Origin of the sequence: Streptomyces sp. W16 (assembly GCF_033194735.1) — a bacterium.
Lineage (GTDB): Bacteria > Actinomycetota > Actinomycetes > Streptomycetales > Streptomycetaceae > Streptomyces.
In genome coordinates this window covers 1-22,947 of the sequence record NZ_JAWOAI010000103.1, presented here as the reverse complement: position 1 = coordinate 22,947, position 22,947 = coordinate 1, and the positions used below count along the sequence as shown (strand labels likewise).

The window sequence follows — 22,947 nt, the reverse complement described above, 5'->3', positions numbered from 1 at the left end:
CGCCTGGCTGTTCGTGGAGACGGGCGGCGACACGGCGGCGGAAGCACACACGCGCGCCGAGACGATCGTCCGCGCGGCCGACGTCGTCGACTCCCTCGTGGTCACGGACCCGGCGGGCCAACGCGCGCTGTGGCGCATCCGCGAGGACGCGAGCGGTACGGCGACGCGGATGCCGGACGGTTCGGAGGCGTGGCCGGGCTGGGAGGACTGCGCGGTACCACCGGCTCAACTGGGCGCGTATCTGCGGGACTTCAGGGGCCTGCTGGGCGAGCACGGCCTGCGCGGCACGCCCTACGGCCACTTCGGGGACGGCTGCATCCACGTCCGCATCGACTTCGACCTGCTGACGGAGCCGGGCGTCGGCCGCTTCCGCCGCTTCTCCGAGGACCTGGCCGAACTGGTCGTGGCCCACGGCGGCTCCCTCTCCGGCGAACACGGCGACGGCCAGGCCCGCGCCGAACTGCTGCCGAAGATGTACGGCGACGACATGGTGACCCTCTTCGAGCGCGCGAAGGCCGTCTGGGACCCGGACGACCTCCTCAACCCGGGGATACTGGTGAGGCCCGCCCCGCTCGACTCGAACCTCCGCTTCTCGGTGTTGCCGCGGAACCCGGTGGACGTGGTGTTCGGCTACCCGTCCGACGGCGGCGACTTCACGGCGGCGGTGCGGCGCTGCGTGGGGGTCGCCAAGTGCCGTACGACGGAGGTGTCGGGACCGTCGGTGATGTGCCCGTCGTTCCGTGCGACAGGCGAGGAACAGCACTCCACGCGCGGGCGGGCCCGGCTGCTGCACGAGATGCTCGCGGGCGAACTGGTCACCGACGGCTGGCAGTCGACCGAGGTCCGGGACGCGCTGGACCTGTGCCTGTCCTGCAAGGGCTGCCGCACGGACTGCCCGGTCGGGGTCGACATGGCCACGTACAAGGCGGAGTTCCTGCACCACCACTACGAGGGCCGACGCCGGCCCGCGTCCCACTACACGATGGGATGGCTGCCGCGCTGGCTGCGGCTGGTGGCCCGCACCCGCACCGCGTGGCTGGTCAACTCCCTCGCTTCGGTTGGGCCGTTGGCGTGGGTGGCCAAGCGGCTGGGCGGGATCGCACCCGAGCGGAGGATTCCGCGGGTGGCGGGGGAGACGTTCACGAAGTGGTGGTCACGGAGGTTCAGAAAACAGCTGCGGCAGTCGGTCGCCGCGTGGAGGGCGGGCGAGCGGACCGGGGGACCCCGCCCTGTCGTCCAGCTCTGGCCCGACACGTTCACGGAGCACTTCGCGCCGTCCGTGGGGAAGGCGGCGGTGCGGGTGCTGGAGGCGGCGGGGCTGGGCGTGATGCCGACGCCGCATGTGCGCTTGACGGTGAAGAGGACCGCCGAGGGCGCCATCTCGTCGGTCGGCGGGAATCCATGGCGGTCCCGCCGTGGCCGGGTCTGCTGCGGCCTGACCTACACCTCGACGGGGCAGCTCGACCGCGCCCGCGCGGTGCTGCGCGGCACGCTCGACCTGCTGGACGCCCACCTCGTCCCGGAGCTGGACGACGACCGCGCGCCCGTCGTCGTCCTGGAGCCGAGCTGCGCGGCAGCCCTCCGCACCGACCTCCCCGAACTCCTCCCCGACGACCCCCGGGCGGCCCGCCTGGCCGCATCGGTCCTCACCTTCGCCGAGGCACTGGAACGCCTCGCCCCCGACTGGACCCCGCCCCGCGTCGACCGCCCCGCCGTCGGCCAGACCCACTGCCACCAGCACGCGGTACTCGGCGACACCCCCGACCGCCGACTGCGCTCCGCCGCCGGCCTCACCGGTGAACTGTCCGGTGGCTGCTGCGGATTGGCGGGCAACTTCGGCTTCGAGAAGGGCCACTACGAGGTGTCGGCGACATGCGCGGAGGAACAACTGCTCCCTTCCGTACGGGAGGCACCGCAGAACGCGGTGGTCCTGGCGGACGGCTTCTCGTGCCGTACGCAGTTGGAGCAGCTGGCCGGAGTAAGGGGCAGGCACCTCGCAGAGGTCCTGGCGGAAGCGTTGGAGGCGGACGGAAAGTGACTGACGAACTGGGCCGGGTCGCGGTCCTCTCCGACATCCACGGCGTGCTCCCCGCCCTGGAAGCGGTCCTCGCCGAACCGGAGGTGGCCGCCGCCGACCGCATCGTCCTCACCGGCGACATCACGGCCGGCCCCCAACCGGCGGAAGTCGTCGACCTGTTGCGCGCGCAGGGCGAACGCGTGCTGTGGATCTCGGGCAACGCGGACCGCGAACTGGTCGAGTACCGCAGGGGCGAACGAGACGACATCCCCGACCCGATCGGCCCGTACGCGGCCACAACCCTGCGCACCGACCAGATCGACTTCCTGGCCGCCCTCCCCAACACCCTGACCCTCTCGGTCCGCGGCCTCGGCAAGGTCCTCTTCTGCCACGCAACTCCCCGGGACGATGAGGAAGTTGTCCTGGTCGACTCCCGCCCGGCCCGCTGGGCGGAGGTGTTGGCCGACCTCGACGACACCGTCCGCACGGTGGTCTGCGGCCACACCCACATGCCGTACGTCCGCCTCGCCCACGGCCGCCTGATCGTCAACCCCGGCAGCGTCGGCATGCCGTACGGCCGCACCGGTGCCCACTGGTGCCTGCTCGGCCCCGGCACGGACCTGCGCGTGACGCCGTACGACATCCCCGCGGCGATCACCCGCCTCGTCAGGGAGTCCGACTACCCGGAGATCGCCGACTGGGCGGCCTACTTCCTCAACGCCCGGGCCTCGGACACGGAGGCAATGGAGACGTTCGGACCGCGGGACGGGCGATGACGGTCGACGACCCCTAGCCGGCCGGCGGGCGCGACCGCCGCCTTCTCCGCTCCGCCAGGTAGCTGATCGCGACTACGACCAGTAGCACCAGCGCCATGGCGACCCCGCTGAAGAGCCAACTGACCGGAGCACCTTTGGCTCTTTCCACACCCCAGAAGACCACCGTCAGCACGCCCCAGCGGATGGAGAGGCGTGCAAGGGTCCGTCCGGGCCCGCCGGCGCGTGGACGGTGCACGAACGGCCGGGCGGCGGGGTCGTAGCCGACGCGCTCGTAGTGCAGTTGACTCAGGCGCTCCAACCGCAGGAGCAGTGCGAAGAACAGCGTCATACCGGCGCCCAGCAAGACCGCCTGCAAGAAACGCGTCGCATCGGTGAACGCCCCGAAGGTCGAACCGCCCAACGCCGCGAGCGGCACGGACAGGACAGCCGCGGAGCGCAGCGGGCGACTGGTGACGCGAACCGCGACGGGCGCCGGAGGCCGGAACCTCCCGCCCATACCGAGAGACCGATCGGCTTTCAGAACCGCCGTCAGCAGCGACATCTCAGCCTTCCGCAGCACCCACAGCACCCGCTTCACAGATCCCCTCGCACGTCGACGATGCCTGAACCACACTGTGGACCATCGACAGTGCGGCAAGGTTGCTGTCGCTCCGAGGCTCGACCCGATGCTCGCGCATCTCAAGTCGCAGGGCGCGTCCACGGTGAAGATGGGGCCGCCCGTCGTCGTACGAACCGCGTGCCTACGAGATCGCCGACCGACTCCGCCGCGCGGGCCGGCAGAAGGCCGAGAAGGCCGATGTGAAGGTGGTCCAGGGCGGCTACGACGAACTCGGCGCCGCCGTTACGACTTGCAGGGGCATCACCGACACGGAGCTCCCGGGGGCCTCGCTTGAGGGCGGAAGCACAGGTTCATTAAGGCTGTTCTCAGGTTTATTAGAGAACTCTCAGGTTCGCGTACGTCGCTCAGGATTCGCATAGGTATTCACAGCGCCTGCTTGCCGTTCCCTTGCTGACTTTGCTGCTTCTTGGCGTCGGTGGCGTGTAAGTTTCTCGGTGTCGGGAATTCCCCGGGCGGTAAAACGCTCGACTTTGACGCACAAATTCCTCTGCACAACCTAGGAGTTCGGAATGGGCCTCAACAAGCTCGCCCCGCTGCCCAAGCCCAAGAAGCAGCAGCTGCCGCCCCCGCCCCCGAAGCCCCGCAAGAAGCACGCGCCGAAGCCTCTGCCGAAGCCGCTGCCCGGCCAGGACAGCTGATCCGGCAGTAGAAGGAGGGCCGACCCACGCAGTCGGCCCTCTTTTCTTTCCTGAATTCGAAAATCCAAAGAATTCTGATGACGGAAAGCGAAGGGGATTGTGGAAATGGATACGGAAGAGGAAGACCTCGAATACGAGGACGACGAAACTCCCACCATTCCCGCCCGCACGGCTTTCCGCCGTTTCTGGCCGCTCACCGTCGGCCTCAGACGCTGGCTGATCCTCGTCTGGGTGTGCACGGTGGTCGCCGCACTCGCCGAGACCGAGTCCATCCTCCTCTTCAGCGACCTCACCGACCGCGCCCTGGCGAAGGGATCGCTCGCCGCGTTCTGGAGCCCGGCCGTCAAATGGCTGGGCGTCGCGATCGTCGGCGCGGTCGTCGCCTACGCCGGCAACTCCCTCGCCGCCTGGGCCACCGAACGCTTCGTGATGAGACTGCGCGAGCATGTCTTCGACCACGTACAGCAGTTGCCGCCGCACTTCTTCCAACGGCACCGCCAGGGCGACCTGTTGTCCCGCCTCACGAGTGATGTCGAGGCGATCGAGACGCTCGTGGTCTCCGGCGTAGTAGGCACCGCCTCGGCCGTCTTCTCCGCCCTCTTCTACGCCGCCGCCGCGTTCTGGCTGCGCTGGGACCTGGCCGCGGCCACCTTCGTCCTCGCCCCGCTCTTCTGGCTGGCGGCCCGCCGCTTCTCCGGCTCCATCAAGGACGTCTCGCGCGAGGGCCGGGTCGCCGACGGCGCGATCACCTCCGTCGTCGAGGAGTCCCTCGGCAACATCGTGCTCACCCAGGCCTACGGCCGCCGCGACGCGGAACGCCGGCGCCTGAACGAGGAGGCGAGCGCCTGGTTCCGCGCCTCCGTCCGCTCGACCCGCCTCAACGAGGCGTACGAGCAGCTCGTCACCGTCATCGAGACCGTGTGCGTGCTCGCCGTCATCGGTATCGGCGCCTGGGAGATCTCCACCGGCCGCATGACCCTCGGCCAACTCCTCGCCTTCTCCGCTTTCCTCGGCTACCTCTACCCGCCCGTCCGCGGCCTGGCCCAACTCGGCCTCACCATCAGCGCCGCCACCGCCGGCGCCGAGCGCCTGATCGAGATCCTGGACGTACGACCGTCGGTCGCCGATCCCAGCCACGGCACGGAGTTCGGCCGCCCCGACGGCACGGTCGAACTCCGCGACGTCTCCTTCAGCTACCCGGGCGCGGAACGGACGGCCCTGGAGGGCCTCTCCTTCACCGTCAACCCCGGCGAACTGGTGATCGTCACCGGCCCCAGCGGCGCCGGCAAGTCCACGGTCTCCAAGATGCTGCTCCGCTTCTACGACCCCGACGCGGGCGAAGTCCTCCTCGACGGGGTACCGCTGCGGGACCTCCCGCTGGCCCGCCTGCGCGAGTACGTCACCCTGCTCCCGCAGGAGACCCTCGTCCTGCACGACACCGTCCGCGCGAACATCGCCTGCGGCCGGCCCGGCGCCAGCGAGCAGGCGATCGTGGACGCGGCGATGGCGGCCGACGCCCACGAGTTCATCCTGCGCCTGCCCGACGGCTACGACACGAAGGTCGACCCCAACTCGGCCCGCTTGTCCGGCGGTCAGCTCCAACGGCTGGCGATCGCGCGGGCGATCCTGCGTGACGCCCCGGTCCTCGTCCTCGACGAACCGACGACCGGGCTGGACTCGATGGCGGCCCGGCGGGTCGTGAAGCCGCTGCGACGGCTGATGGCCGGCCGTACGACGATCATGATCACCCATGACCTCAACCTCGCTCCCGACGCCGACCGGATCCTGGTCGTCGACCGGGGCCGGATCGTGGAGACCGGGCGGCATGACGAGCTGATGGCGCGGGGTGGGGCGTACTCGCGGCTGCACCGTTCGCAGAACAACGCGGTGATGGACACCGGGGAGCTGCGGCTGCCGTTGTTCGCCGAGGTGGGGGTTCAGTACGCCGCGCCTCCGGTTTTCGTCGAGAGCTGGGCTCCGCAGGCGTATCAGGTGCAGGAGGTGTACCAGCCTGCTTACGTAGAGGCCGAGTACTCCTCCGATCCACTCTTCGGGCCTCTGCCCACCACTCTCCCCGACGGTCGGCCGCTGTTCCGTGACGAGGTCCCCTGGAGCGGCATCTAGTCACTGATCATCTGGCGGGACGGCTCCAGAACGGCTTCAGGACAGTTGCATAAAGGGTTCTCACACCTGTCTAAGTCCATTACCATGGACCGAGCAGTGCACCGTGATGAACGAATCCCGAGCTGACCCCCTGGAAGCGCCGTGAGCATCCCCAGTACGTCGACGACCGCCCCCGTGGCGACGACCCCGGTTGCCGCCGCCCCTCGTAGGTTCGGTCCGGTGGGCCTCGTACTGGCCGGTGGTATCTCGGTGCAGTTCGGTGGGGCGTTGGCGGTGACGATGATTCCGCGGGCTGGGGCGCTGGGTGTGGTGACGCTTCGCCTGCTGGTGGCGGCGGTGGTGCTGCTCGTGGTCTGCCGCCCGAGTCTGCGCGGTCACTCGCGTACGGACTGGGGAACGGTCGTCGTCTTCGGCGTCACGATGGCCGCGATGAACGGGCTCTTCTACCAGTCACTGGCCCGCATTCCGCTGGGGCCGGCGGTGACCCTGGAAGTACTGGGCCCGCTCGCCCTGTCTGTGCTGACTTCCAGGCGTGCGTTGAACGCGGTGTGGGCGGGGCTCGCCCTGGCGGGTGTGTTCCTGCTGGGTGGGGGAGGCTTCAGCAGCCTGGACCCTGTAGGCGTGGCCTTCGCGCTGGGCGCCGGCGCCATGTGGGCGACGTACATCGTTTTCAGTGCGCGTACGGGTCGCCGCTTTCCGCAGGCCGACGGGCTGGCGTTGGCGATGGTCGTGGCGGCGGTGGTGTTTCTGCCGCTCGGTATCGCGGAGTCCGGTACGCGGCTCCTGAACCCCGTGACGATCGGCCTCGGCTCGGGGGTGGCGGTTCTTTCGTCGGTGCTTCCCTACACGCTTGAACTTCTGGCGTTGCGACGGCTGCCTGCTTCTACCTTCGCCATCCTGATGAGCCTGGAGCCTGCCATCGCGGCAACGGCGGGCTTCCTGATCCTTCATCAGGCGCTGTCTGTGTCTGAAGCCCTGGCTATCGGGTTGGTCATTGGGGCGAGTATGGGGGCTGTGCGGACTCAGGTGGGGCGGGGGAAGGCGAAGCGGGAGACCGGGGTTGCTCCTCAGGTGTAGGTCAGTCGCCGTTGGGCCACTCGCTTCTTTGTCAGTGTCGGGCTGGAGCGGACCGAGTAAAGGGCGCTCCGCTTCGCTACGCGTCGCCTTCGGCGATTCCGCTGCGCTCCACCCTTGACTCGCTCCGCTCCAGCCCGTTTTAGAAGCGAGCGAGCGGCCCGGGGAGAGCAATGGGGGGCCGAGGTCCGCCAGCCCCTCACGTCGGCTGCGTTGTGGGCCGGTGTGAGGGGGCGCGTCAGCGTCTCGCCTGCACGCCGGGTGGGCTTAGCGGCCATCGGCCGGTGGGGGGTCCCTGGGGTGTGGGGTCTTTTCTAACCGGTCATGGGGGTTGTGAGTGGTTAGTCTGACACCCACACTCTGGAGACCCCCCTCCTCCCCCTCCTCCCTCCACCGGCGGTTGGCCGCTGAGCCGACGCGGCGTGCTGGCGAGGCGCGGTCGCGTCCCGCTCCGCCGGTTGCGGACGCAGCCGACGTGAGGGGTTGGCATGCCTCGGCCCCCCATTCTTCCCGGCCGCTCGCTCGCTTCTGAAACGGGCTGGAGCGGACTGAGTCAAGGGTGGCCCGGAGGGTCATCGGCGTAGCCGACGCGACCGTAGGGAGCGCCCTTTACTCGGGCCGTGGAAGCACGACACTGACAAAGAAGCGAGTGGCCCAACGCCCACCTCTCAAGACTCAGGGCCCCCATCCCACCCCTCTCCAGCTATCCCCACGTGAATAATGCAAGCACGCTTGATTGTTTCTGACGACCCTGCCATGCTCCCCCCATGTCCGATCCGACGCACGTGTTCGACGACCTGCGTGAGGAGAGCGAGGAACTCGACCGGCTAGTAGCCGAGTTGAGCCCGGAGGGCTGGGCCATCGCGACTCCCGCCGCCCGCTGGACCGTCGCCCACCAGATCGCCCATCTGGCCTGGACCGATCACTCGGCCCTGCTCGCAGTCACGGACGAGGACGCCTTCCGCGCGCTGGTCGAGAAGGCAATCGCCGCTCCCGATTCGTTCGTGGACCAGGGCGCGGAGGAGGGGGCCGCGAAGCCTCCCGCTCAGCTGCTTGCCGACTGGCGGGCCGGGCGGACGGCCCTGTTGGCCGCCCTGTACGCCGCACCCACAAAGACCCGCTTCCCCTGGTACGGGCCACCCATGTCGGCCGCCTCCATGGCCACCGGTCGGCTCATGGAGACCTGGGCCCACGGCCAGGATGTGGCGGACGCGATGGGTGTGGTCAGGACACCTACGGACCGGCTCCGGCATGTGGTGCGCATCGGTGTGCGGGCGCGTGACTTCGCCTTTGGTGTGCATGGGCTCACCCCGCCGAGTGAGGAGTTTCGGGTCGAACTCGTCGCTCCCTCCGGTGAGTTGTGGACTTACGGTCCTGAAGACGTCCCGCGGCGCGTCACCGGGCCCGCCCTCGACTTCTGCCTTCTCGTCACCCAGCGAGCCCACCGTGCCGACCTCGCCGTCCGGGCTGAGGGAGCCGATGCCGATCAATGGCTCGACATCGCGCAGGCCTTCGCTGGACCCCCCGGCACCGGGCGACCGCCGAAGTCGAAGCCCCAGTCGAAGCCGAAGCCGAAGTCGCAGGGGGACGGCCAGTGAGTCCCCGCCCCATGTCCCACCCCGCGCCCCTCCGGATAGGCAACGCCTCCGGTTTCTACGGCGACCGGTTCGACGCCCTGCGCGAGATGCTCACCGGTGGGCAGCTCGACGTTCTCACCGGTGACTATCTCGCCGAGCTCACCATGCTCATCCTGGGGCGGGACCGGCTCAAGGACCCGAGCGCCGGGTACGCCCGTACTTTCCTGAAGCAGTTGGAGGAGTGCCTCGGGCTCGCCCATGAGCGCGGGGTGCGGATCGTCACCAACGCCGGTGGGCTCAATCCGGCCGGACTCGCCGATGCCGTACGGAAGTTGGCCGATCGGCTGGGGATAGGCGTGCGGGTCGCGCATGTCGAGGGGGACGATCTCGTTGGTCGGTATCCGGGGTCACTCGCCGCTCATGCCTATCTCGGTGGGTTCGGTATCGCCGCCTGTCTCGGCGCGGGGGCCGATGTCGTGGTCACCGGGCGGGTCACCGATGCGGCCCTGGTCACCGGTCCCGCGGTCGCTCACTTCGGCTGGGGGGCCGGTGACTACGACCGGCTCGCGGGTGCTGTGGTCGCCGGACATGTGCTGGAGTGCGGTACCCAGGCCACCGGCGGCAACTACGCCTTCTTCACCGAGCACGCGGTGGAGCGGCTGCGGCGGCCCGGGTTTCCGCTCGCCGAGATCCATGAGGACGGTTCGTCCGTCATCACCAAGCACCCCGGTACGGGGGGAGTCGTAGACGTCGGCACCGTCACCGCGCAGCTGCTCTACGAGACGCAGGGCGCCCGGTATGCCGGGCCCGATGTCACCACCCGCCTCGACACCGTCCGGCTCGGCGAGGACGGGCCCGACCGCGTTCGGATCGAGGGGGTTCGTGGTGAAGCTCCGCCGCCGACGCTCAAGGTGGGGCTCAATCGGCTGGGGGGCTTCCGCAACGAGGTCACCTTCGTGCTCACCGGGCTCGACATCGAGCGCAAGGCCGCCCTCGTCCGGGAGCAGATGGACTTCGCGTTCAGCGCGGCCAAGTCGCGGCCCGGTGAACTTCGTTGGGATCTCGCCCGTACAGATCACGCCGACGCGCCGACCGAGGAGACCGCCAGTGCGCTGCTTCGGCTTGTCGTCCGGGATGCCGATCAGGAGGTTGTCGGGCGGGCGCTGAGTGCGGCTGCCGTCGAGCTCGCGTTGGCCAGTTACCCGGGCTTCCATGTGCTGACCCCACCTGGAAAGGGAGCGCCCTATGGCGTCTTCGATGATGTGTATGTCCCCCATGATGCCGTCGACCATGTGGCCGTCCTCTACGACGGGCGCCGGGTTGCTGTGGCCCCGGCCCACGACACCCTCGTACTGGAAGACGTTCCACAGCCTGCCCTCCCCGAGCCTCCGCCGGACGGGCCCACGGCGCGGGCGGCCCTTGGTCTGGTCGCCGGGGCCCGTAGCGGTGACAAGGGAGGGAACGCCAACGTGGGGGTGTGGGCGCGTACGGATGAGGCGTGGCGCTGGCTCGCCCATGCGCTGACCGCCGAGAGGTTCCGTCAACTCCTGCCGGAGACGGAGGAGTTCACGGTCGTACGGCATGTGCTGCCCAATCTGCGCGCTCTCAACTTCGTCGTCGAGGGGATTCTCGGCGAGGGTGTCGCCGCCCAGCACCGTTTCGATCCGCAGGCCAAGGCCCTGGGCGAGTGGCTGCGTTCCCGTCGACTGGACATTCCGGAGGCCCTGCTGTGACCGTCCTTCCGTCCGCCCTGGACATCAACGGTCCCGACTACGCGGCCAACCGCGAGGCCATGCTCGCCAAGCTCGCCGAGCTGGATGCCGAGCACGCGAAGGCTCTCGCGGGTGGCGGGCCGAAGTACGTCGAACGGCACCGTAAACGCGGCAAGTTGCTCGCCCGCGAGCGCATCGAGCTGCTGCTCGACCCCGACACGCCCTTCCTCGAACTGTCGCCGCTCGCCGCCTGGGGGAGTGAGTACGCCGTGGGCGCCGCGCTCGTCACCGGCATCGGTGTCGTCGAGGGCGTGGAGTGTCTGATCACCGCCAACGACCCGACCGTGCGCGGAGGAGCCAGCAATCCGTGGAGTCTGAAGAAGGCCCTGCGGGCGAACGGCATCGCGCTCGCCAACCGGCTCCCCTGCATCAGCCTCGTGGAGTCCGGCGGTGCCGATCTGCCGTCCCAGAAGGAGATCTTCATCCCGGGCGGCGCCATCTTCCGTGATCTGACCCGCCTTTCGGCCGCCGGCATTCCGACGATCGCGGTCGTCTTCGGCAACTCGACCGCCGGTGGTGCCTACATCCCCGGTATGTCCGACCACGTGATCATGGTCAAGGAGCGGGCGAAAGTGTTCCTCGGCGGGCCGCCCCTCGTGAAGATGGCGACCGGCGAGGAGAGCGACGACGAGTCGCTCGGCGGGGCCGAGATGCACGCGCGTGTGTCGGGGCTCGCCGACCACTTCGCCGTCGACGAGCAGGACGCGTTGCGGCAGGCGCGCCGCGTCGTCGCCCGCCTCAACCACCGCAAGGCGTACGGCGATCCGGGCCCGGCCGCACCCCCCAAGTACGACGAGGACGAGCTGCTGGGCATCGTCCCGGGGGACCTCAAAACCCCCTTCGACCCGCGCGAGGTCGTCGCCCGGCTCGTCGACGGCTCCGACTTCGACGAGTTCAAGCCCCTCTACGGCACGAGCCTGGTGACGGGTTGGGCCACCCTGCACGGCTATCCCGTCGGCATCCTGGCCAACGCCCAAGGGGTCCTCTTCAGCCAGGAGTCCCAAAAGGCCGCCCAGTTCATCCAGTTGGCCAACCAGCGCGACATCCCGCTCCTCTTCCTGCACAACACCACTGGCTACATGGTCGGCAAGGAGTACGAGCAGGGCGGCATCATCAAACACGGCGCGATGATGATCAACGCCGTCAGCAACAGCCGCGTACCGCACCTCTCCGTGCTCATGGGCGCCTCGTACGGCGCCGGGCACTACGGCATGTGCGGGCGCGCCTACGACCCCCGCTTCCTCTTCGCCTGGCCCAGCGCCAAGTCGGCCGTCATGGGCCCCCAACAGCTCGCCGGAGTCCTGTCGATCGTCGCCCGGCAGTCGGCCGTAGCGAAGGGGCAGCCCTACGACGAGGACGCGGACGCGGCGCTGCGCGCCATGGTGGAGCAGCAGATCGAGTCCGAGTCCCTGCCGATGTTCCTGTCGGGGCGGCTGTACGACGACGGTGTCATCGACCCGCGCGACACCCGAACCGTCCTCGGCCTGTGCCTGTCCGCCCTCCACACCGCGCCCTTCGAGGGCGCGCGCGGTGGCTTCGGCGTCTTCCGGATGTGAGGACCATGACCGACGTGAGGGACCACATGATCGCGACCGTCCTCGTCGCCAACCGGGGCGAGATCGCCTGCCGGGTCTTCCGTACCTGCCGGGAGCTGGGAATCCGGACGGTCGCCGTGCACTCGGACGCCGACGAGAACGCGCTCCACGCGCGCATGGCCGACGCGACAGTACGACTGCCCGGGGCTACACCCCAAGAGACGTACCTGCGTGGCGAGTTGATCGTGAAGGCGGCCGTCGCGGCGGGCGCGGACGCGGTGCACCCCGGCTACGGCTTCCTGTCCGAGAACGCCGACTTCGCCCGCGCCGTCCTGGCCGCCGGCCTGGTGTGGATCGGGCCGCCCCCCGAGGCGATCGAGGCGATGGCGTCCAAGACCCGCGCCAAGGAACTCATGGGCATCGCCTCCCTGGACCACGTCACCGAGGCCGACCTCCCCGTCCTGGTGAAGGCGGCTGCGGGCGGCGGCGGACGCGGCATGCGCGTCGTACGCCAACTCGCCGACCTCGACGCCGAGTTGACGGCTGCCCGAGCCGAGGCGACCAGCGCCTTCGGCGACGGCGAGGTCTTCGTCGAGCCCTATGTGGAGGGCGGCCGACACGTCGAGGTACAGATCCTCGCCGACACCCACGGCACGGTCTGGGCCCTCGGCACCCGGGACTGCTCCCTCCAACGCCGCCACCAGAAGGTGATCGAGGAGTCCCCGGCACCCGGCCTCCCCGAGCAACTGGCCGAGGAACTGGGCGCATTGGCCATACGCGCCGCCCGCGCGGTCGACTACACGGGCGCCGGCACAGTCGAGTTCCTGATCTCTCCCGACGGCAAGGCCCACTTCCTGGAGATGAACACCCGCCTCCAAGTCGAACACCCCGTCACGGAGGCCGTGTTCGGCATCGACCTGGTGGCCCTGCAACTACGGGTCGCGGAGGGCCACCCCCTGGAAAGCAACCCTCCCCGCCCCCACGGCCACGCCATCGAGGCCCGCCTCTACGCCGAGGACCCGGCGACCGACTGGACCCCCCAGACCGGCACCCTGCACCGCCTGGCCGTCCCGGACGGCGTCCGCCTGGACACCGGCTACACCGACGGAGACGACATCGGAGTCCACTACGACCCGATGCTCGCCAAGGTCGTAGCCCACGCCCCCACCCGCGCGGAGGCCGTCCGCAAACTCGCGGGCGCCCTGGAACAGGCAACGATCCACGGCCCGCTCACCAACCGAGCCCTCCTCGTCAACTCCCTGCGCCACAAGGAGTTCACGACCGCCCACATGGACACCGGCTTCTACGACCGCCACCTCCCGGAACTCGCCACCTCGGCCCCCGACCCGCACGCCCCCCTCGCCGCCGCCCTGGCGGACACCCACGGCCGCTCCCGCTTCGCCACCGGCTGGCGCAACCTCCCGTCCCAGCCACAGGTGAAGCGGTACGCCATGGCGGGCGAGGAACACGAGGTCCACTACCGCCACACGAGGGACGGCCTGACCGCGGAAGGGGTGCGTGTCATCCACGCGGACGCCACCCTCGTCGTACTCGAAGTGGACGGCGTGCGAAGGAAGTTCGAGGTGGCGAGGTACAACACCGCCCAGGTGTACGTGAACGCAACGACCCTGACGGCCCTACCGCGCTTCCCCGACCCGACCGCCCAACTCGCCCCCGGCTCCCTGCTGGCACCCATGCCGGGCACGGTGGTGAGGGTGGCGGAAGGCCTGGCCGTAGGGGCAGCGGTAAAGGCCGGAGACCCCCTCCTCTGGCTGGAGGCAATGAAGATGGAACACAAGATCACAGCCCCGGCCACAGGAAAGCTAACGGCCCTGAACGCAGTGCCTGGCCAACAGGTACAGCTCGCCTCTCTATTGGCGGTAGTAGAGCCCACCTAAGGGGCGCGGGGAACTGCGCGACCAGCCACGACGAGGGAGTCACATGCCCACCACCGAAACCGAAGAACACAGGTCCCTACGTTCAGCCGTATCCGCCCTGGGCAAACGCCACGGCCGCACCTACGACCGAGAACAACTCTGGTCCGAGGCAGCCAAACTCGGCTATCTCGGCGTCAACCTCCCCGAGGAATACGGAGGCGGAGGCGGCGGCATCTCCGAACTCTCCATCGTCCTGGAGGAGTTGGGCGCAGCCGGTTGCCCCCTCCTCATGATGGTCGTGTCACCCGCGATCTGTGGCACCGTGATCGCCCGCTTCGGCACCGAGCAACAGAAGCAGACCTGGCTGCCCGAGCTGGCGGACGGCACCCGAACCATGGCCTTCGGCATCACCGAACCCGACGCCGGTTCCAACAGCCACCGCATCACCACCACCGCCCGCAAGGACGGCACGGACTGGCTCCTCACCGGCCGCAAGGTCTTCATCTCCGGAGTTGACCTGGCCGACGCGACCCTCATAGTCGGCCGCACGGAAGACTCCCGAACGGGCCGCCTCAAGCCCTGCCTGTTCATCGTCCCGCGAGACGCACCCGGCTTCACACGCCGCCAGATAGACATGGAACTCCAGGCGGCGGAGAAGCAGTTCGAGCTGACCCTGGACGACGTACGACTGCCCGCCGACGCGCTCGTCGGAGACGAGGACGCCGGCCTGCTGCAGCTCTTCGCCGGCCTCAACCCCGAACGCATCATGACGGCCGCCTTCGCGATCGGCATGGGCCGCTACGCGCTCGCCCGAGCGATCGAGTACGCGCGCGAACGCACCGTGTGGGACGCCCCCATCGGCGCCCACCAGGCAATCGCGCACCCGCTCGCACAGGCGCACATCGACCTCGAACTCGCCCGTCTGATGATGCAGAAGGCGGCGTATCTGTACGACGCCGGTGACGACGTCGGCGCGGGCGAGGCGGCCAACATGGCCAAGTACGCGGCGGGGGAGGCGTGCGTGCGGGCCGTGGACCAGTCCGTCCACACCCTCGGCGGGAACGGCCTCACGCGCGAGTTCGGGCTCGCTTCGTTGATAACCGCCGCGCGTGTGGCTCGTATTGCTCCGGTGAGCCGGGAGATGATTCTCAACTACGTCTCCCACCAGACCCTGGGCCTGCCCAAGTCGTACTAGCAACTCAGCGGCCCATGCCAGGAGGAACCATGTTCCGCAGCGAGTACGCAGACGTCCCGGCCGTAGAACTCCCCATCCACGACGTGGTGTTGGCCCGGGCCGCGGAGTTCGCGGACGAGCCCGCGCTGATCGACGGCACGGACGGCACCATCCTCACGTACGCCCAGGTGGACCGGTTCCACCGCAGTATCGCGGCGGGCCTCGCCGAGGCGGGCGTACGCAAGGGGGACGTTCTCGCGCTGCACAGCCCGAACACGGTCGCCTTCCCGCTGGCCTTCTACGCCGCCACGCGCGCGGGTGCCTCCGTCACGACGGTGCATCCGCTCGCCACGCCGGAGGAGTTCGCCAAGCAGCTGCGGGACTCGGCGGCCCGCTGGATCATCACCGTGTCGCCGCTCCTGGAGGCGGCCCGCCGGGCGGCCGAACTCGCGGGCGGCGTCGAGGAGATATTCGTCTGCGACAGTGCGCCCGGACACCGCTCGCTGGCCGACATGCTCGCCTCGACGGCCCCCGAGCCGGTGGTCGACATCGACCCCGTGGAAGACGTCGCGGCCCTCCCGTACTCCTCGGGAACGACCGGCGTCCCCAAGGGCGTGATGCTGACGCACCGTCAAATAGCCACGAACCTGGCCCAGTTGGAACCCGCGGTCCCCACAGGGCCCGGCGACCGCATCCTCGCCGTTCTGCCCTTCTTCCACATCTACGGCCTCACGGCCCTGATGAACGCCCCGCTGCGGCTGGGCGCCGCGGTCGTCGTCCTGCCCCGCTTCGAGCTGGAGACGTTCCTCGCGGCCATCGAGAACCACCGCATCACCGGCCTCTACGTCGCCCCGCCGATCGTCCTGGCCCTGGCCAAGCACCCGGCGGTCGCGCAGTACGACCTCTCGTCCCTGAAGTACATCATCAGCGCCGCCGCCCCCCTGGACGCGAACCTCGCCGCCGCCTGCTCCCGGCGCCTCGGCCTGCCGCCCGTGGGCCAGGCCTACGGCATGACGGAACTGTCCCCGGGCACCCATGTGGTCCCCGTACGGGACATGCCCACGGCACCCCCCGGCACGGTCGGCAAACTCATCGCCGGCACCGAGATGCGGATCGTCTCCCTCGACGACCCCGACAAGGACCTCGGCATCGGGGAGGCCGGCGAACTCCTCATCCGCGGCCCCCAGGTGATGAAGGGCTACCTGGGGCGCCCCGACGACACCGCCGCGATGATCGACGAGGACGGCTGGCTGCACACCGGAGATGTCGGCCATGTGGACGCCGGCGGCTGGACGTTCGTCGTCGACCGGGTCAAGGAACTCATCAAGTACAAGGGCTTCCAGGTGGCCCCCGCCGAACTGGAGGCCCTCCTGCTCACCCACCCCGGCATCGCCGACGCGGCCGTGGTGGGCGAGTACAACGAGGACAACAACGAGGTCCCGCACGCGTACGTGGTCCGCCAAGAGGCGGCCGTAGACCTTCCCGAAATGACTGAAGGCGAGGTCATGATGTACGTCGCCGAGCGCGTCGCCCCCTACAAGCGGGTCCGCCGGGTCACCTTCATCGACGCCGTCCCGCGCGCCGCCTCCGGCAAGATCCTGCGCCGCGAACTGCGAGGCCGCTCATGACACTGATCGGCCGGACGCGCGAACGTGGCATCGAGACCCTGAGCCTGGACTCACCGGCCACCCGGAACGCGCTGTCGGCGTCCCTGGTCGCCGAGTTGGCGGACGCCCTGACCGAGTGCGCCAAGGACACGGACGTACGGGCGATCGTCCTCACCCACACCGGGAACACGTTCTGCGCGGGCGCGGACCTGCGCGACCCTCCGCCCCCGGAGGCGCTGGTGGCCCTGCTCCGCCAGATCGTGGAGGTACCCAAACCGGTCGTCGCCCGAGTGACGGGCCACGTACGAGCGGGCGGTCTGGGCCTCCTCGCGGCCTGCGACATCGCGGCGGCATCCGGGGAAGCCACCTTCGCGTTCACGGAGGTACGGATCGGGGTCGCCCCGGCGGTGATCTCCCTCCCGCTCCTGCCCCGCACGGACCCCCGCGCCCTGGCCCGCTACTACCTCACCGGCGAACGCTTCGACGCGGCGGAAGCGGCCCGCATCGGCCTGCTGACGACGGCGGGCGAGGACGCCGACGAGGTGCTCGCACCGATCCTCGACGGCCTGCGCCGCTCCGCCCCCGAGGCCCTGGCCGAGACGAAACGGCTGCTCACGGCTAGGGTGCTGGAAACCTTCGACCGGGACGCGGCCGACCTGACCGCGCTCTCGGCCCGGCTGTTCGCCTCCGCGCAGGCCCGCGAGGGGATGACGGCCTTCCTCGAACGACGGGATCCCGCATGGCTGGTGTGAGCGCGGCGCCCGCGACGGGCACGGTCGACCGCAGACCCAAACAGGACCGCAGCCGGGCCACCCGGCAGCGCCTCCTGGAAGCCGCCGTGTCCTGCCTCGCCGAACACGGCTGGGCAGGCTCCACGGTCGCCGTCGTGGCCGAACGCGCCGGCGTCTCCCGAGGCGCCGCCCAGCACCACTTCCCCACCCGCGAGGACCTCTTCACCGCGGCCGTCGAGTACGTGGCGGAAGAACGCTCCACGGCCCTCCGGGCCCTGTTCCCGGAGGGCGCCGAAGACCGCCGCGTAGTGGTCGAGGCCCTGGTGGACCTCTACACGGGCCCCCTGTTCCGCGCGGCCCTGCACCTCTGGGTAGCCGCCTCGAACGAGGACCAACTCCGCCCCCGGGTAACGGAGTTGGAGGCGAGGGTGGGCAGAGAAACCCACCGCATCGCGGTGGAGTTGCTCGGCGCGAACGAGTCCCTGCCGGGTGTACGGGAGACAGTCCAGGGCCTACTGGACATGGCCCGCGGCCTGGGTCTGGCCAACCTGCTCACCGATGACAGGGGACGCAGGGAGAGGGTCGTCGCCCAATGGACCCACCTGCTGGAGAGCGCCCTTTAGGGGCGCGGGGAACTGCGCGACCAGCCACAACGGACCCGCAGTCGCCCACGAACCGATCCACCCTTCTCAGTGGGCGATATCCGAGTACCCCTCGATCGACTGAGGCCCACGAGACTCCGGCCCCACATACCGCGCAGACGGCCGCACCAACCGCCCCGTCCGCTTCTGCTCAAGAATGTGCGCCGACCACCCCGCAGTCCGCGCACACGTGAACATCGACGTGAACATGTGCGCCGGCACCTCAGCGAAGTCGAGAACGATCGCCGCCCAGAACTCGACGTTGGTCGCCAGCACCCGATCGGGACGACGCGCGTGCAACTCCGCCAGCGCCGCCTTCTCCAACGCCTCCGCGATCTCGAACCGCGGCGCCCCCAACTCCCGCGCGGTCCGCCGCAACACCCGCGCCCGAGGATCCTCGGCCCGATACACCCGGTGCCCGAACCCCATCAACCGCTCACCCTTGTCCAGCGCCTGCCGGACATACGCGTCCGCATCCCCCGTCCGCTCGATCTCCTCGATCATCCCGAGCACCCGGGACGGCGCACCGCCGTGCAGCGGCCCCGACATCGCCCCCACGGCCCCGGACAGCGCGGCAGCGACATCCGCCCCGGTCGACGCGATCACCCGCGCCGTGAACGTCGACGCGTTCATGCCGTGCTCCGCGGCGGACGTCCAGTACGCGTCCACGGCGGCGACATGCTTCGGATCGGGCTCACCGCGCCACCGGATCATGAACCGCTCGACGACCGAGTGCGCCTTGTCGATCTCGCGCTGCGGCACCATCGCGTTCCCCTGCCCGCGCGCGGACTGGGCGACGTAGGACAGCGCCATGACGGCCGCGCGGGCGAGGTCGTCGCGGGCCTGCTCCTCGTCGATGTCGAGGAGCGGCTTCAGACCCCACACGGGCGCGAGCATGGCCAGCGCGGACTGTACGTCGACACGGATGTCACCGGAGTGCACCGGGATCGGGAACGGCTCCGCGGGCGGCAGTCCGGGGTTGAAGGCGCCGTCGACGAGCAGCCCCCAGACGTTGCCGAACGAGACATGACCGACCAGATCCTCAATGTCGACGCCCCTGTATCGCAGGGCGCCGCCTTCCTTGTCCGGCTCGGCGATCTCCGTCTCGAACGCGACGATTCCTTCGAGGCCAGGTACAAAGCCGGGGTCGAAGTCGGACATCAGGCGGCTCCTCATGCTGTGGCTCCACGGTCGCCACGGACTCGCGGGCCGAAGATAGAGACATCAGCACCATAACGCCGAGTGCCAACCGGAGGGAGGGTCTGCGGCACTCAGTGCCACCCGAACTCGTGGCCGCATCCGCCGTACGGCAAGATGACCGCCGTGACCGACCGCGACCCTGCCGACCGTGTTCCCGCCGACCGTGAAGCCACCGCCCGCGATCCCCGCCTGGACCCCGCCGCGATGCGCATGCAGTACCGCGCGGCGAGCCTCGACGCGAACGACCTCGCCGAGGGCCCCATGGCACAGTTCGGCCGCTGGTTCGAGGAGGCCGCGGTCCAGGAACTGGTCTACGAGCCCAACGCCATGGTCGTCTCCACCGCCGACCCCGAGGGCCGCCCCAGCTCCCGCACGGTCCTCCTCAAGGACTACGACGATCAGGGCTTCGTCTTCTACACCAACTACGAGTCCCGCAAGGCCCGCGAACTCGCCGCCAACCCGTACGTGTCCCTGCTCTTCCCCTGGCACCCGATGGCCCGCCAGGTCCTGGTCACCGGCACGGCCCGCCGCACCGGCCGCGACGAGACCGCCGCGTACTTCCGCACCCGCCCGCACGGCTCCCAGCTCGGCGCGTGGGCCAGCGCCCAGTCCTCGGTGATCGCATCCCGGGCCGAACTGGAGTCGTCGTACGCGGAGTTGACCGCCCGCTACCCCGAGGGCGAACAGGTCCCGGTCCCGCCGCACTGGGGCGGTTTCCGCATCGCCCCGCAGACGGTCGAGTTCTGGCAGGGCCGGGAGAACCGCCTCCACGACCGCCTCCGCTACACCGCGGAGCAGGACGGCAGCTGGCGGGTGGACCGCCTCAGCCCCTGACGTGTCCTGGCCCCGGCCCTGGGATAAGGTCCCTCACTTCGGACGAGGGAGTTCCGACGGTTGGACGATTGAGGGGACGACGTGCGGTTGCGGTTTCGGTTTCAGACGCGTGGGCTCGGCGCCCGCCGGTGGATCCTCTTCGGAGTGACCACGTTCGGGTCGCTGTTCCTGGCCGTCGGACTGATTCTGGCCGGGGTGTCGGTCTCGTTCCTGACGGGCGCGGACCGCGCCCCGGGCACGGTCGTCTCCCTGGACTGGCGGGCCGGCCACAGCACCGGCACCTCCCGCACGAACAGCGGCCCCATGGCATACCCGGTCGTCGAGTTCACCCCGGCACACGGCACGCCGCGCACGTTCCGCGGCTCCACGGGGTCCAACCCACCGTCGTACGGGACGGGCGACCGGGTCGAGGTCCTCTACCACGCGAACTCCCCCGAGGACGCACGCATCAACGGTTTCGCCTCGCTGTGGCTGCTGCCGCTGATCTTCGGCGGAATCGGCCTGGCGGCAGTCGTGATCGCGACGGTCGTAGCGCGGCTGACACGCAGACGACCCGCGAGCTCAGGTCCCTCCGCCTCACGGCGGGGGAGCCGGCCGGACGTACCGGCGAGCTCGCGGGTCGGGTGACTGCGTTGGGTTAGGCCGGTTGCGCGCAACTCACACACGCGGGCCCGGCGCCGAACCGAGTACGACGGCGGGCCACTAGCCCGCAGCCACCTCGTACGTCCGGGTTTCACTCATGTACCCGATCACCTCCTTTCCTACGTAGGCCACACCCTAAGAAGCCGTCGCCCACCGATCAACCGCTTTTTCCGGATGCAGACCACGTCGGTTCCTCGCGACTGCCGTACGCGTATCCGTCGCCCCGCTGGAGGAGCCGCAGATTCCGGTGAGAGACGTCGATACGACCCCTCGACGTGGCCAGGCTGTGCTGCCCTCGGGCCCGGACGGAGACGCGGCCGGTCCATGTGTCCGCCCACTTGCCCGAGGGCACGGTGGGATTCGTCGAACGCGTAGCCGATCTTCCTGTTATCGCTCGGTGCCGGCGGACGGGCCGTGGATGGGCCTGGGCCACGGCAGCACCGTCAGTTCCGGCCAGGCCCGCTGCCAGCGGGCCGCCTTCGTCTCGTAGACCTCTTGTGGCGCCTGGGCCGGGTTCGGGCGTAGGACGAGGTTGAAGACGTCGGACAGGCCGTGCGGGGCGTAGACGCGCCAGTCGCCGTCCTCCTTGAGGCGTACGGCCAGGCAGCAGGTGGTCGCCGCGAAGGAGTCGATCGCGGACTCGACGGAGTCGTACGGCGGGCACGGGACGCCGAATTTCTGCTCGTACCAGAGGTGGACGCGGGCCTCGTTGCGGATCTCCACCTCGGCGGGCAGGCCGGCGAAGGCCTCGCGGCCCGCCCGGATCGCCGCGTCCTCCGCCTCCCAGGACAGGTCCGTGTCGTCGTAGTAGAAGACGTCGTAGTCCCTGATCCCGTGGGTCGGGGGACGGCCGGTGACCGTGTTCCAGACCGTTTGGAAGAGGCAGCCCGCGGTCAGATACCAGTCGGGGAGGCCGAGGGCCGCGGTGCGGTCGAGGACTTCCAGGAGGGTCTTGTTGCGGGACAGCGTCGTCCGCAGCGCGGTGAGTTGTTCGTCGAGGGGGAGGCGGGCGGGCATCGGTCGAGTGTGTCGGTGCCGGGACCGTCGCCGTACAACGATTCCCTCAATCTTGCGGGAACTCGGTGTGTGCTGCGTCACGTTCGAGTTGAATGATGGGGAGTGAGTGAACCGACGCTCCGTGTCCGCGGACGCAGCCTGACAGGGGGTCCAGGTGAGTGCTTCCCGGCGTAGTGGGACCACCGACGAGTTGGGTCCCGACGAGCCCGAGCGGGACGGTGGTCCCGAGGCGGTCGGCGGGTCCGATCTGCTGGCCGCGTTGCTGGACGGGATGGACGCGGCACTGTGTGCCTTCGACGCCGACGGGGTGCTGACCCACTGGAACCGTGAGGCGGAGCGCATTCTCGGCTGGACCGCGGCCGAGGCCGTCGGACGGCACGGGCTGGCCGGGTGGGCCGTACGCAGTGCGGACGCCCAGGAGGTCGAGGCGCGGCTGATGTCCGCGATGCAGGCGCCCGGACGGCAGGTCAACGAGTTCGCCCTTCTTACGAAGGACGGCGGGCGGGTGCTCGTGCGGACCCAGTCCGCCGCCGTGCGCGGACCCGACGGGAAGCCCGCCGGGGTCTACTGCGCCTTCAGTGAAGTGCACGCCCAGATCGACCTGGAGCGGTCGATCGCCCTCAGTGAGGCTCTTTTCGAGGACGCCTCCTGGGGGGTCGTGCTCGTCGACGCCGATCTGCGGCCCGCCGTCGTCAACGCGCATGCCGCGCGTGCGCTCGGCACCGGGCGGACCTCCGTCCTCGGGCGGCCTCTCGGCGAGCTGCTGGCCCAGGGCGTCGAGGAGTTGGAGGCCGCGCTCACGCATGTGCTGGCCGAGGGCGCGCCGCCCGCGCCGGCCGAGATCTGGGTGAGCGTCCGGACGCCCGAGGGGCATCTGCGGCGCTGCTGGCGGAGCGGGTTCCTGCGGCTGGCCTCGCCGCTCACCGAGGAACCGGTGCCGCTCGGCGTCGGCTGGCTCTTCCAGGACGTCACCGAGGCCAAGCAGATCGAGCAGGAGGCCTCGCTGCTGCGGTTCCGCGCTCAGCAACTGCACCGGGCCGCGCGCGCCGCCGCCGAGTGCGAGGACCCGCGCGACGCGGCCACCGTCCACCT

The 22,947-nt window shown here is 69.8% G+C and carries 19 protein-coding genes; 16 read left to right on the top strand and 3 right to left on the bottom strand.

The window, feature by feature from the left end:
• Nucleotides 1–2,038: FAD-linked oxidase C-terminal domain-containing protein (locus tag R6V09_RS16300; protein WP_317882128.1), on the top strand; the 2,038-nt coding region annotated here is incomplete at its 5' end.
• Entirely contained in the window at nucleotides 2,035–2,793 is a 759-nt protein-coding gene (locus tag R6V09_RS16295) for a metallophosphoesterase family protein (RefSeq protein WP_317882127.1), read from the top strand. The genes R6V09_RS16300 and R6V09_RS16295, both read left to right, overlap by 4 nt.
• Before the next feature lie 13 nt (nucleotides 2,794–2,806).
• Here the strand turns inward: R6V09_RS16295 and R6V09_RS16290 are convergent, their stop codons facing one another.
• Nucleotides 2,807–3,370: a hypothetical protein gene (locus R6V09_RS16290; protein WP_317882126.1), complete on the bottom strand. Its 564-nt coding sequence runs from the start codon at nucleotides 3,368–3,370 to the stop codon at nucleotides 2,807–2,809.
• 551 nt (nucleotides 3,371–3,921) lie between these two features.
• Between R6V09_RS16290 and R6V09_RS16285 the strand changes: the two genes are divergently transcribed.
• From R6V09_RS16285 to R6V09_RS16235, 11 genes are all read left to right on the top strand, one after another.
• Nucleotides 3,922–4,050: a hypothetical protein gene (locus R6V09_RS16285; protein ID WP_317882125.1), complete on the top strand. Its 129-nt coding sequence runs from the start codon at nucleotides 3,922–3,924 to the stop codon at nucleotides 4,048–4,050.
• 105 nt (nucleotides 4,051–4,155) lie between these two features.
• Entirely contained in the window at nucleotides 4,156–6,174 is a 2,019-nt protein-coding gene (locus R6V09_RS16280) for an ABC transporter ATP-binding protein (RefSeq protein ID WP_317882124.1), read from the top strand.
• Between the two features lie 219 nt (nucleotides 6,175–6,393).
• On the top strand, nucleotides 6,394–7,251 hold the full coding sequence (locus R6V09_RS16275; RefSeq protein ID WP_442810067.1) for an EamA family transporter: 858 nt from the start codon (nucleotides 6,394–6,396) through the stop codon (nucleotides 7,249–7,251).
• 764 nt (nucleotides 7,252–8,015) lie between these two features.
• Nucleotides 8,016–8,846 carry a TIGR03084 family metal-binding protein gene (locus R6V09_RS16270; protein WP_317882122.1) on the top strand — a complete coding sequence of 277 codons (831 nt, stop codon included), beginning with the start codon at nucleotides 8,016–8,018 and terminating at the stop codon, nucleotides 8,844–8,846.
• A gap of 11 nt (nucleotides 8,847–8,857) precedes the next feature.
• On the top strand, nucleotides 8,858–10,558 hold the full coding sequence (locus R6V09_RS16265) for an acyclic terpene utilization AtuA family protein (protein WP_317882121.1): 1,701 nt from the start codon (nucleotides 8,858–8,860) through the stop codon (nucleotides 10,556–10,558).
• Nucleotides 10,555–12,153 (top strand): acyl-CoA carboxylase subunit beta, encoded by a 1,599-nt coding sequence (locus R6V09_RS16260; RefSeq protein ID WP_317882120.1) that lies wholly within the window; start codon nucleotides 10,555–10,557, stop codon nucleotides 12,151–12,153. Before R6V09_RS16265 ends, R6V09_RS16260 begins: the two co-directional genes overlap by 4 nt.
• A gap of 26 nt (nucleotides 12,154–12,179) precedes the next feature.
• A complete protein-coding gene (locus tag R6V09_RS16255) occupies nucleotides 12,180–14,030 on the top strand; it encodes an acetyl/propionyl/methylcrotonyl-CoA carboxylase subunit alpha (protein ID WP_317882130.1) in 1,851 nt (616 codons plus the stop codon).
• Nucleotides 14,031–14,073: 43 nt separating this feature from the next.
• The gene (locus R6V09_RS16250; RefSeq protein ID WP_317882119.1) at nucleotides 14,074–15,204 is read left to right on the top strand and encodes an acyl-CoA dehydrogenase family protein; all 1,131 of its coding nucleotides are present in this window, start codon (nucleotides 14,074–14,076) and stop codon (nucleotides 15,202–15,204) included.
• A gap of 29 nt (nucleotides 15,205–15,233) precedes the next feature.
• Nucleotides 15,234–16,811, top strand: a complete 1,578-nt coding sequence (locus R6V09_RS16245; RefSeq protein ID WP_317882118.1) for a 4-coumarate--CoA ligase family protein — start codon at nucleotides 15,234–15,236, stop codon at nucleotides 16,809–16,811.
• Nucleotides 16,808–17,542, top strand: coding sequence for an enoyl-CoA hydratase family protein (locus R6V09_RS16240; protein ID WP_317882117.1), 735 nt, complete (start codon nucleotides 16,808–16,810; stop codon nucleotides 17,540–17,542). Before R6V09_RS16245 ends, R6V09_RS16240 begins: the two co-directional genes overlap by 4 nt.
• Entirely contained in the window at nucleotides 17,530–18,144 is a 615-nt protein-coding gene (locus R6V09_RS16235) for a TetR/AcrR family transcriptional regulator (protein WP_317882116.1), read from the top strand. The genes R6V09_RS16240 and R6V09_RS16235 overlap by 13 nt, the downstream gene beginning before the upstream one ends.
• 66 nt (nucleotides 18,145–18,210) lie before the next feature.
• Here the strand turns inward: R6V09_RS16235 and R6V09_RS16230 are convergent, their stop codons facing one another.
• A complete protein-coding gene (locus R6V09_RS16230) occupies nucleotides 18,211–19,323 on the bottom strand; it encodes a citrate synthase 2 (RefSeq protein WP_317882115.1) in 1,113 nt (370 codons plus the stop codon).
• 153 nt (nucleotides 19,324–19,476) lie between these two features.
• Here R6V09_RS16230 and pdxH point away from each other — a divergent pair, with 153 nt between their 5' ends.
• Together pdxH and R6V09_RS16220 are read left to right on the top strand one after the other, a co-directional pair.
• Complete coding sequence (gene pdxH, locus R6V09_RS16225; protein ID WP_442810066.1) at nucleotides 19,477–20,196, top strand: pyridoxamine 5'-phosphate oxidase; 720 nt, start codon at nucleotides 19,477–19,479, stop codon at nucleotides 20,194–20,196.
• 144 nt (nucleotides 20,197–20,340) lie between these two features.
• Nucleotides 20,341–20,823: a DUF3592 domain-containing protein gene (locus tag R6V09_RS16220; protein ID WP_317882114.1), complete on the top strand. Its 483-nt coding sequence runs from the start codon at nucleotides 20,341–20,343 to the stop codon at nucleotides 20,821–20,823.
• A 402-nt stretch (nucleotides 20,824–21,225) separates the two neighbouring features.
• Here the strand turns inward: R6V09_RS16220 and R6V09_RS16215 are convergent, their stop codons facing one another.
• Nucleotides 21,226–21,855, bottom strand: a complete 630-nt coding sequence (locus R6V09_RS16215; RefSeq protein ID WP_317882113.1) for a nucleotidyltransferase family protein — start codon at nucleotides 21,853–21,855, stop codon at nucleotides 21,226–21,228.
• Nucleotides 21,856–22,009: 154 nt separating this feature from the next.
• On the opposite strand from R6V09_RS16215, the gene R6V09_RS16210 reads away from it, so the two are divergent.
• Nucleotides 22,010–22,947 (top strand): PAS domain-containing protein (locus tag R6V09_RS16210; RefSeq protein WP_317882112.1); only part of this gene is annotated, 938 nt, incomplete at its 3' end.